This window comes from Acinetobacter nematophilus (assembly GCF_026344175.1).
GTDB lineage: Bacteria > Pseudomonadota > Gammaproteobacteria > Pseudomonadales > Moraxellaceae > Acinetobacter > Acinetobacter nematophilus.
The window spans coordinates 1-10849 of sequence record NZ_JAPKMY010000022.1 but is presented as its reverse complement, the minus strand read 5'-3'; the positions used below and the strand labels follow the sequence as shown (position 1 = coordinate 10849).

At 37.7% G+C, this 10849-nt stretch carries 9 protein-coding genes; 6 read left to right on the top strand and 3 right to left on the bottom strand.

The annotated features are described in order from the left end of the window. Positions 1–204: 204 nt before the first annotated feature. Complete coding sequence (locus OSH00_RS20365) at positions 205–543, top strand: hypothetical protein (protein ID WP_266131937.1); 339 nt, start codon at positions 205–207, stop codon at positions 541–543. Between the two features lie 252 nt (positions 544–795). Here the strand turns inward: OSH00_RS20365 and OSH00_RS20360 are convergent, their stop codons facing one another. Further along, entirely contained in the window at positions 796–1494 is a 699-nt protein-coding gene (locus tag OSH00_RS20360) for a TIGR04219 family outer membrane beta-barrel protein (protein WP_266131936.1), read from the bottom strand. Positions 1495–1632: 138 nt separating this feature from the next. On the opposite strand from OSH00_RS20360, the gene OSH00_RS20355 reads away from it, so the two are divergent. The 4 genes from OSH00_RS20355 (at position 1633) to OSH00_RS20340 (ending at position 6007) form a co-directional block, all read left to right on the top strand. Beyond that, positions 1633–3081, top strand: a complete 1449-nt coding sequence (locus tag OSH00_RS20355) for an aldehyde dehydrogenase family protein (RefSeq protein WP_266131935.1) — start codon at positions 1633–1635, stop codon at positions 3079–3081. 55 nt (positions 3082–3136) lie between these two features. Further along, positions 3137–3727: a DUF1287 domain-containing protein gene (locus OSH00_RS20350; RefSeq protein WP_266131934.1), complete on the top strand. Its 591-nt coding sequence runs from the start codon at positions 3137–3139 to the stop codon at positions 3725–3727. Between the two features lie 647 nt (positions 3728–4374). Further along, complete coding sequence (locus OSH00_RS20345) at positions 4375–5853, top strand: sodium-dependent transporter (RefSeq protein WP_196075421.1); 1479 nt, start codon at positions 4375–4377, stop codon at positions 5851–5853. Positions 5854–5863: 10 nt separating this feature from the next. Then, positions 5864–6007, top strand: a complete 144-nt coding sequence (locus OSH00_RS20340) for a methionine/alanine import family NSS transporter small subunit (RefSeq protein WP_266131933.1) — start codon at positions 5864–5866, stop codon at positions 6005–6007. A 53-nt stretch (positions 6008–6060) separates the two neighbouring features. Here the strand turns inward: OSH00_RS20340 and rsmB are convergent, their stop codons facing one another. Further along, positions 6061–7368 carry a 16S rRNA (cytosine(967)-C(5))-methyltransferase RsmB gene (gene rsmB, locus OSH00_RS20335; RefSeq protein WP_266131932.1) on the bottom strand — a complete coding sequence of 436 codons (1308 nt, stop codon included), beginning with the start codon at positions 7366–7368 and terminating at the stop codon, positions 6061–6063. Then, positions 7365–8324, bottom strand: a complete 960-nt coding sequence (gene fmt, locus OSH00_RS20330) for a methionyl-tRNA formyltransferase (RefSeq protein ID WP_266131931.1) — start codon at positions 8322–8324, stop codon at positions 7365–7367. Before fmt ends, rsmB begins: the two co-directional genes overlap by 4 nt. Positions 8325–9110: 786 nt before the next feature. Here fmt and OSH00_RS20325 point away from each other — a divergent pair. Then, positions 9111–10849: ESPR-type extended signal peptide-containing protein (locus OSH00_RS20325; RefSeq protein ID WP_266131930.1), on the top strand; the 1739-nt coding region annotated here is incomplete at its 3' end.

The window sequence follows — 10849 nt, the reverse complement described above, 5'->3', positions numbered from 1 at the left end:
GTCTCTACCGAGATCGGGGTGTTTTTTATTTTATGCATGATGGAAAATAAAAAGATGAAATAAAAGATAAAAAGCAAAGAACAAGATATATAACATCACTGTTTTAAGAACATATTTATTGAAGCGGATGTGATGGAATTATTCTACATCATTGAGGCACGCTATACTTTGTGCTAAAAAAGAAACAGTAATGATAAGAAAATAATGGATATGCTCATTTTTCAATTTTTCTTTACCGATTATGACGGTGAAGAGGTTTTACCTGCTCAAACACAATATGCATCTATAGATGAAATCATCGAACTTATGCAATCGGTTTTAATTCGGCCAGAAAATTTTTTAGGAATTGTTGATAAAAATGATCGAACCTTGCAGTTTATTGTGAACTCTGACTATTCATTAGACGCAGATATTCCTATACCTGATCAAAAAGGATCTTATACAAAAAGATTAAGTTTAGAAGAAGCCATTAAGGTCGTGCAGCAACAGACTCAACTCATCCAAGTTGATGCCATTGAAGACATGACTTTTATGAAATGGTAAATATTTAACTGATAATTTAATTCAACAGTTCGGTAGAAAACTAAAAAACCTCAGACATCCTTGCCTGAGGTTTTTTATATTGGCTATAGGGTATAAGTCCTGATATACCTTCTGCAATCCTGCATCTAAAGTTTTTTTTCTTATTTTAATGAAAACTTCCTGTTTTATTTTATACGTAAATTTTATAAAAATTGACATGTACAAAGTATATGGAGAATGCTGGCTCAGCATTCAAAGTTTTGTTCTCGTTCATTAAAAGTGTGCATTTAAGCCAATATATGGACCTTTAAAATCTAACTTGTACTTAATATCATCTTTATCTGCATCAATATTCATATAGCGATATCCGACTTTAGCACCGACATCTAAAAGTAAACTTTGTACAAAGTTATATTGAAGTTCAGCTTGTACGTCTGTTAATTTACTATCCCCATTACGCCCAAGGATCATTTCCCCTTTGGTGCTTAAACCTGTAAACGGTAGTTTTCCGCCTATAGACGCATAGGCAATAGGTAAATTACCAGACATAGTATAATTCACGTATTGAAGTGCATCATATTGTTTAATATCGCTATTGATGTTTGCGAGACCAAAACCTATATCAGCACTCACAATATTATCAAGTATCTCATAGTATAAAATATAATCAGTGTTGGTGAATTCAACTTTATCAGAACTAAATGCACCCGCATGATTGTCCGTGGTACTGTCTATATTGGTATATTTAATTTTTACATTGGGTAAAAATGGGACAGGATGTTCAAATGCGAGTGAAGCTTGAATGCCATTATCCCGATCAATATCATTATTACCGCTTAATGGTTTGGTATTTTCAATTTTTCCATCGTAAGACCAGTAACTAACATCACCTGTTAAACCGATAAAATCAGCTTGGGCCAATGAGCTTAACCCCAGCGCTGCAATAAATAATGGCAATTGAATAGATTTCATATTTCCTTCTTGATGAAATAATTTTTCATCTGATATTTTTGTTACTTAAATAGGATTCAATACAACATAAACTGTGGGCATGATATAGGGGTTTATCAAATTTTGCATTATTAAAAAAGATGAAATCGAGGATGTAACATGAGTGAGACTATTGATGATACAGTGAGTGAACTACCACTTTATGTCGCAAATAAAGCAGTAAAATCAGGGCAATGGCTTGAAGTTTATGACAAATTTTCTGGAAATATATATGCAAAAGTTGCATTGGCTGATGCAAAAATTTTAGAAAAATCGATCAGTGCTGCTGTGAAAGCTGAGAAGGAAATGGCAGCACTTAAGCCCTTTCAAAAGCAGAACATTCTCCTACATTGTGTCAGCCGATTTAAACAACTTCGTGAGCAATTAACGCAACTTCTAATAATTGAAGGTGGAAAGCCGAAGCAGGCTGCCGCAGCAGAAGTTGAAAGGTTGATTAATACTTTTCAGATTGCGGCAGATGCTGTATCAAGTATCAGTGATGGACATTTAATCCCCTTGGCTGTAACGCCTACTGCATCTCATTATCGCGGAATGGTACAACATGTTCCAATTGGTGCAATATCTTTGATTAGCCCTTTTAATTTTCCGTTGAATTTAACGGCACATAAAATTGCCCCTGCGATTGCCGCAGGTTGTCCATTTGTACTTAAACCTGCAAGTTTGACACCCATTTCAGCATTGAAGATTGCAGAAGTTTTGGCAGAAACGGATTTACCTAAAGGTGCATTTTCAGTTTTGCCATGTCCACGCGAACATGCCGATGTATTGGTGACCGATGATCGCTTTAAATTATTAAGCTTTACTGGTTCTGATCAAGTGGGGTGGGATATGAAAGCGCGGGCAGGTCATAAAAAAGTTACCTTAGAGTTGGGTGGAAATGCTGCAGTTCTGATTGAACCAGACACAGAAATAAATGATGTGTTGATCGATCGTGTAATAAGTGGTGCATATAGCCATGCAGGTCAAGTCTGTATTAGTGTGCAACGTATCCTTGTTCATACTGATATTTATACAGAATTTAAGAAAAAATTCGTAGCGAAACTGAAAAAGATCCATGCAGCAGATCCACGCTTAGAAAGCACCATAGTGGGACCAATGATTAAAGAATCAGAAGCAGTTCGATTAAAGAAATGGCTTGATAAAGCGGAGAAAAAAGGTGCAAAAATTTTACTTGGTGGTACCTTAACAGGCGTTTTATTCGAACCCACATTAATTGAAAATGTTGATGATTCACTCGAGATTTACCAAAATGAGGCTTTCGGTCCTGTGGCAATTTTAGAAAAATATAAAAATTTTGAGAAAGGTGTAGAAACGATCAATAAAAGCCGTTTTGGTTTACAGGCAGGGGTGTATACCCAAAATCTTAATAAAATGCTTTACGCATGGGATCATTTAGAAGTAGGTGGAGTGATCATCAATGATATACCAACGTTTAGAGTTGATAATATGCCGTATGGCGGTGTTAAAGATTCAGGTCTAGGGCGTGAAGGTATTCAATATGCAATTCGTGATATGCAGGAAGAACGGTTGCTTGTGATCAAACAATAAGCCATATTAAAAGGGGCTTCGGCTCCTTGTTTTGTTAATTTTAAAAGAGTTAAAAATGATAATAAAAGTTTTCCATCAGTTCATTTTATGGTTTTTTCTTGCATTACTGAGTCTACAAACTTGGGCATTTCAGGCTGAAAAATTGGTGAATGATGCACGTTCACAAATCTGGAAAACCTTATATTACGATCCAAGTTATACCCAACTCAAATACCCAATGGGTGATGTACCATTGGTCAAAGGCGTGTGTACTGATGTAGTTATTCGCGCTTTACGCCATCAAGGGATTGATCTGCAAAAACAAATTCATGAAGATATGCGCAGCAATTTTAAAAAATATCCGCAAAAATGGGGTCTAAAAACCACAGATAGAAATATTGATCATCGGCGTGTACCCAATATTATGACCTATTTTCAGCGACAAGGTTATCAAGTCAGCGATCAGAAATATCAGGCTGGAGATATTGTTACTTGGGATTTGGGGAAGGGGTTAACCCACATTGGTATCATTTCAGATAAAACAACGATGCTATCCAAAACACCTTTGGTGATTCATAACATCGGCTATGGAACACGTGAAAATGATATTTTATTTAGCTATAAAATCATTGGGCATTATCGTTTACCCAAAAACCTAAGCCCATAGTAGATCATTTTCACAAAGTAGTTTCGGTATATCTGAGTGCGGTTTAAATTTATAAATTTTGATTGGCGCAGGTGATAAACGATCCTTCACTGCAAACAAAACAAAATTTTGTACATACGCAGATGGAAAAACACTAAAAAACAGTTCATTGAGACCTGTAACTTGTATTGCCGAATATCCCTACAGCTCATCATAGAAAGCTCATCGATGACTTATGAATATAAAACGTGGGCGAGTTTACATGAGGATCAACATATGCCGTGATTATGATGGCTTATTTTTTTAATCCTATATGAAGCCGAATAGATTGAAATGATCAAACGAGTCAATTGTGCATAAGACGATCACTCATGAAATTTGATAAAAAATAGCCATGGGTGATAAACGGTATAAAAAATTAAACAAAATATTCACAAATTACAGAAAAAGCCAAGCAAAACGGGTATTGTGGTTCCATTAAACAGTTGTTTTGTTGAAGTGCTTTAACCAAGAAAATTCTACATAGCAACTGGTTTGGAATAACAACAAAGTGCTCAAAAGGTGCTGTTTTATTCGAACAACAAAATTTTAAAATTGGTACTTCTTTTGCTCGCAGATGACAATGAAAAAAAGCAGCATTAGAGGACATCTACAGAATTAGGTGTTTTATGACAGAATCTCGTGAAAACTGGACATCACGATCAGGTTTTATTATTGCGGCGGTTGGATCAGCTGTTGGTTTAGGAAATATTTGGCGTTTTCCATATGTCGCTTATGAAAACGGTGGCGGTGCGTTTTTAATTCCTTATTTGATTGCGTTGATTACCGCTGGTTTACCGTTGTTATTTTTAGATTATGCGACAGGACATAAAAGTAATAATTCACCGCCTAAAGCTTACCGTGCTTTGTTTAAAGGAGGTGAAACTTTAGGCTGGTGGCAAGTCTGTGTGTGTATCATTATTGGCTTATATTATGCCAGTGTACTGACATGGGCCGGCAGTTATGTGTACTTCTCGATTGGTCAATTATGGGGAAGTGATCCTGAAAACTTCTTCTTCAATACCTACTTACAAACATCAAAAGCAACTAGTTTTGATTTTCAGTTTGTAGGGCATCTGTTTTGGCCTATCGTGGGAATTTGGGCGCTGACATTGATCATTCTCTTTGGCGGTGTCAAAAAGGGTGTTGAATTTTCCAATAAAATTTTCATGCCCTTGCTGTTTATTCTATTTACTATTCTTGTAATTCAGGCATTACGTTTGCCAGGTGCGGTACAAGGTCTAAATGCATTCTTTACGCCAAACTGGTCTGCAATGTGGGATTATAAAGTTTGGTTGGCGGCATTTGGTCATACATTCTTTTCACTCTCTGTCGGTTTTGGGATCATGGTAACCTATGCATCGTACCTTAAACCGAAAACCAATTTGACAGGTTCTGGTCTAATTGTTGGCTTTGCCAATGCTTCTACCGAAATCTTGGCAGGGATTGGTATTTTCGCTGCACTTGGTTTCATGGCATTTGCAGCAGGCAAGCCTGTTGATCAAGTGGTCAGTGGTGGTATTGGTTTGGCATTTATTGCTTTCCCTAAAATCATTTCAAGCCTGGGTGCGGGTGCTGATTTATTTGGCTTATTGTTCTTCTCGTCTTTGTTTGTGGCCGGGATTTCTTCAATGGTGAGTATCCTTGAAGTGCCTATTGCAGCCATGCAGGACAAGTTAAAATGGGGACGTAAAAAGGCCGTTACAATTATTGGTGGTGGTAGTGCTGTCGTTTCAATTTTCTTATTTTCGAGTGTGAATGCAATTAAGCTGGTAGATATTGTCGATCACTTTATCAATAATATTGGCATCATTGGTGGTGCACTATTGTCAATTATTGCCGTAGCGTGGTTTAAACGTTCAGCATTGATTGAGTTGCGTGATCATGTGAATCGTATTTCAACTGTTCAGCTCGGTAAAGGTTGGGATTTCACTTTAACCGTCATCACCTCTTTAATCTTACTCGTCACCTTGTGCATGACCATTTTTAGTTTGATTAAGAATGGCTATGATACGTATAGTACAAGTATGTTGATGTTGTTTGGTTGGGGCAGTGTCATTTTCTGTGCTGTGGTGGCTTTAGTCCTCAGCAAAATGAAAGATCGATAGGAGCGGCAAAATGAATACATCGGCAATTATCATGATGATTATTTCAATGGTGTTTTTATGGGGAGGATTAGTTTTATCTATCCTGCATTTGATGAAAAACCCAGAAGAATTAGATGATGTTTTGGAAGAAGTCAAAGATCATCATACGCTTTAAAATTTCAATATCAAAAAGCAGGCACTAGACCTGCTTTTTTTTATTTCAACGTTTTAAGCGACTTTTTTGATTCGACAGTAATAAAAACCATCGCCATGATTCGTTTCTGGAAGCAATTGACGACCATGAATTTGTTCAATTCCCCAATCAGCTTCAATCTTAATCTCTTTAGCATCTGCATGCTCGGCAAAAAAATCAATCATCTGTTGTTCATTTTCAGCTTTCAAAATAGAGCAGGTAATGTAAAGCAGTGTTCCACCGACCTTAAGCTGTTGCCACATTTGATTTAAAATTTGCTTTTGCAGATCTACAGTCTGTTGAATGTCCGTTGATTGACGCAATAAACGGATATCTGGATGACGGCGCATCACACCAATTGCAGAACAAGGTGCATCGAGAACAATACAATCCGCAGGCACTTGACTGACCCAAGTTGTGGCATCAGCTGTAACGATGTCTACATCTGCATAAGCATTTAAATCAAGGCGCTCCAAGTTTTCTGAAACACGTAATAGACGTTTCGCATCATGATCAAGCGCGATTAATTTTTGAGGATTAAACCGTTCTAAAATATGCGCGGCTTTACCCCCTGGGGCTGCACAAGCATCAATAACAACTTGGTCATCTAAGTTTGGTAATAAGGTTGCACAGAGTTGAGCATGTTCATCTTGAACAGAAAACCCACCTTCTTCAAAGCCAGGTAAGTGAGTAATATTACCAGTTTGTTCCAGGACAATACCGACATCTGAAAGTTCACAAGGTTGGGCATCAATCTGTTCTTCCTCTAAGATTTCCAGATATTCATCACGGCTGATTTGACGCTCATTGACACGCAAGGTGAGTGGAGCAACTTGTTTTAAATTTTGACAGATTTCATCCAGTTGACTCGGCCAATCCTTTTTAAGACGTTTAAACAACCAGCTTGGTAAACCATGCGTTTGATTCAGTGCAGTTTGAAATTCAGATGTTTCACGTGAAACACGACGAAGAATAGCATTAACCAATCCACTCATCGGCTCAAAACCTAGCTGTTTAGCGGCATTGACTGTTTCCGAAATGGCTGCATGTGCAGGGATACGTGTACATAAGATTTGATACAACCCGAGGTACAGGCAACTTTCGAGCGCTTCATTGTCTAATGGTTTGGTCAGTAAGGGTAAAGTAACTGCTTTTAATGAATACCATTGGCGTAAACACCCCAAGGTGAGCTCATGATACAACGCACGATCACGTTCAGAAACAGTATTGATATGTTGATTCAATACTGAAGCCAAAGACTGACCATTTTGCACGGCAATAAGGGTTTTAATGACTTGCGCACGCAAATTCAAATTTTTTGCTGTAGATTGAATTTTGCTCATGCGAATAGATGTCCTACTGAAAGTTTATGACCTTGTATAATTTGTATCGGGTTAACAGCCTTACCACCGGGCCACTGTAGGCTGGTTAAACAAACGACCCCTTCACCACAGACAACATGTACGCCTTGTTTATCCATCTGGATAATAGTTCCAACCGCTTCTCCATTGCCAATGACATTGGACAGTTGCGAGTTCCACACACGCAAGTTATTGTTTTCATCGATCGGGGTAAATGCGACAGGCCAAGGATTAAATGCGCGAATATTACGGTCAATTTCAATCGCGGACTGAGTCCAATCAATTTGTGCTTCAGTTTTTGTAAGCTTATGGGCATATACCGTAAACTGCTCATCTTGAACTTCACGGGTGTCTAAGTATTGTTGTAATTTTTGTTCTGATTCAAGCACTGTGCAGATTGCTTCTGCACCTTGGCTGGCAAGTTTATTATATAGACTTGCCGACGTGTCTTCTGCCGTGATTGGGCAGTGGGTTTTATACAGCATATCACCTGTATCTAAACCTGCCGCCATTTTCATAATCGTAACGCCTGTTTCAGTATCCCCTGTAGCGATTGCACGCTGAATGGGTGCAGCCCCACGCCAACGAGGCAATAATGAACCATGAATATTTAAACAGCCATATTTAGGCGTATCTAAAACAGTTAGAGGCAAGATTAAACCATAAGCAGCGACCACCATCACATCTGCACCCAATGCAGCAAGTTCTTGTTGGGCGAGTAAACCTTCTTCAGTAGAGGATTTGAAGTGAAGCGGTTGATAAACAGGTAAATTGTTTTCTAGTGCAAGTTGTTTCACGGCTGAAGCAGTCATTTTTTGTCCACGACCTGACTTACGGTCTGGTTGAGTATACACAGCGACGATTTCGTGGTCAGTTTGAATAAGTGCTGCCAATGCTGAAGCTGCAAATTCGGGTGTGCCTGCAAAAATGATCTTCAAAGGTTGTGCTCAGATTAAATTTTAAAACCAATTATAGCAAACATGGTTCTGCGGTGGGATTTTCAAATGAAAATTTGATTTGCTGTAAATGTAAAAATTCAAAATATCATTTTGCAAGAAAGCCATCTATTGATGATTTTTAACGGAGCGATCATCCATCAATCCGCGATTGTTCTTTTAATGAATAAACGGAATGATATTTTAATTATTATATAGATCAATATTAAAAATGTGACTTAAGTCACATTTTTAGACTGTGCTTTATGAAAATTAGAATCACTGTTGTATGTACAGTTGTTACCTATTTAAATAACGATCATTTTAAATTATAAAGTTTTTCTAAATAAAACAATAAATATCATTCAAAAAAACACAGAGTAATGAAAAATAAAAATAAAAATCTTTTTAGAAAAAATGTAAGCAGAAAGAATGAAAACTTAATAAAATATTATTTTTTTAATTGCATCACACTTATTTTTAACAAATGTGACAAAATTTGTCACATTATTCATTAACAATAATGTGATTTTAGTAAAACTTTACAATACTGAAGATAAATATAACTATATGTTTTTTAAATGTAAAATATTAAAAATGTAAAATAATATAGCTTAATTTAAAAAAAATTAAACCAATTGGTTTAAAAGTTAAAAAAAGTGAAATATATCTCATTTTTTTGATTGCTTTAATTGTATGTAAATTGTTAAATAAAAAAAATTGTACATTTTATATGCATTGTTAAAGCAGAACCTACTGCCAAAAATGCATCTCCTAAGGAAAAGTGATATGAATAAAATCTACAAAGTGATTTGGAATGCGACTTTGTTGGCATGGGTTGCAGTATCTGAATTGGCAAAAGGGAAAACCAAATCTTCAAAAGTAACGGGAATTGTTGGGGCTGCGACAGTTAGCTTGATGGTAACCTTTTCCCCTAATGTAACCGCAAATGTTATAAACACAGATTCAAATAACTGTACAACTGGAGCTACTGGAATTGTTGGAAATATAAATCCAGGAACGACTAATTCACAGGCGACGGATGGTTCAGGCACTTTTTCTTTGATTTCAGGATGTAATGCTAAAGGAAATAATAATCTTGCAGCAACTGCATATGGAGCGTTTTCAGAAGTTACTGGTACTGGAGGAACAGCTCTAGGTCATAACAGCCAAGCCAATGCTTTTGGTACAGCTGTAGGTGTGGAGAGTCGTGCTACTGCTGCAGGGAGTACAGCAATTGGTGAAGGCAGTCAGTCAACTGGGCAAAATGCTGTAGCATTGGGTGGTACTGCTACAGGGACTGCTGCAGGAAATGTACTATCTGTTGCAAATGCTGTTACAGCTTCGGGTAGTGGTGCAGTTGCAATTGGCGGAAACGCAACGCGAGGAGCTCAGTCTGCTGGAACAGATGCTGTTGCGATAGGGGCTCAATCTACTGTTTCAACGGCTGGCACTGGTGCAGTGGCTTTGGGTGCGAGAAGTAATGCTTCAGCAGCTACTGCTGTGGCTATAGGTGATGGGGCAAATGCATCAATTGCAAGTAGTATTGCTTTAGGAGCAAGTACAACGACTTCTGCATCAGTAAACAGTACAGCACAAACAATCAATGGTAAATCTTATACAGCAACTGGTACTGCAAGTACTGGTGTTGTAAGTGTTGGTTCTGCTTCAATAAAGCGACAAATTCAAAATGTTGCAGCGGGTCAAGTCACAGCCTCTAGCACAGATGCAGTGAATGGTAGCCAATTATTCAATACAAATACTGAGTTAGCTAAGGTTGCAACAGATACTGCTGCGGCTTTAGGTGGTGGTGCAACTGCAGGTACTACTGCAGGTGGTATAACAGCTCCAAGTTATACAATCACAAAAACAGATGCAAGCACTACAACTGTCAACAATGTTGGCGCTGCGGTGAATGCTTTAAACAATGAAGTGGTTAAAGCAATTACTTTCAACGGAACCACAGGAACGACCAGCCAGAAATTAGGTTCATCTATTGCAGTCATTGGTGATAGTAAAAATATTTCTACTGCGGTTACTACAAATCAAATTAAAGTTTCTATTTCTGATAATCCAACATTTACAACAGTTACTACAGGGAATAGTAAATTAGATAATACGGGTTTAACAATTACTGGTGGTCCAAGTGTGACAACTGGTGGTATCAATGCAGCTAATACTGTAATCAGTAATGTTGCTGCGCCAACTGCAGGCACAGATGCGACCAATAAAACCTATGTTGATTCAAAAGCAGCAGCCTCTAAGACAGAAGTTGCAGCTGGAAGTAATGTATCCAGTGTAGTTAAAACTTCAGGTGGTAATGGTCAAGATATTTATACAGTAAATGCCAACGGTACCACTGCATCGGCAGGTTCTTCAGCAGTGACAGTAACGCCAGGCACTAAAGATGCAAACAATGTCACTGACTATAAAGTCGACCTGTCAGCAGCAACAAAAACCGATATTCAAAAAGGTGTGGATGCAAAAACAGCTGTAGATAACGCAGGTCTAAAATTTAAAGGCGATAC

What these genes read in the sequence shown, in the direction of transcription:
- OSH00_RS20365 (WP_266131937.1), top strand. Translation starts at nt 205, where the DNA reads ATGGATATGCTCATTTTTCAATTTTTCTTTACCGATTATGACGGTGAA.
- OSH00_RS20360 (WP_266131936.1), bottom strand. Translation starts at nt 1,494, where the DNA reads ATGAAATCTATTCAATTGCCATTATTTATTGCAGCGCTGGGGTTAAGC.
- OSH00_RS20355 (WP_266131935.1), top strand. Translation starts at nt 1,633, where the DNA reads ATGAGTGAGACTATTGATGATACAGTGAGTGAACTACCACTTTATGTC.
- OSH00_RS20350 (WP_266131934.1), top strand. Translation starts at nt 3,137, where the DNA reads ATGATAATAAAAGTTTTCCATCAGTTCATTTTATGGTTTTTTCTTGCA.
- OSH00_RS20345 (WP_196075421.1), top strand. Translation starts at nt 4,375, where the DNA reads ATGACAGAATCTCGTGAAAACTGGACATCACGATCAGGTTTTATTATT.
- OSH00_RS20340 (WP_266131933.1), top strand. Translation starts at nt 5,864, where the DNA reads ATGAATACATCGGCAATTATCATGATGATTATTTCAATGGTGTTTTTA.
- rsmB (WP_266131932.1), bottom strand. Translation starts at nt 7,368, where the DNA reads ATGAGCAAAATTCAATCTACAGCAAAAAATTTGAATTTGCGTGCGCAA.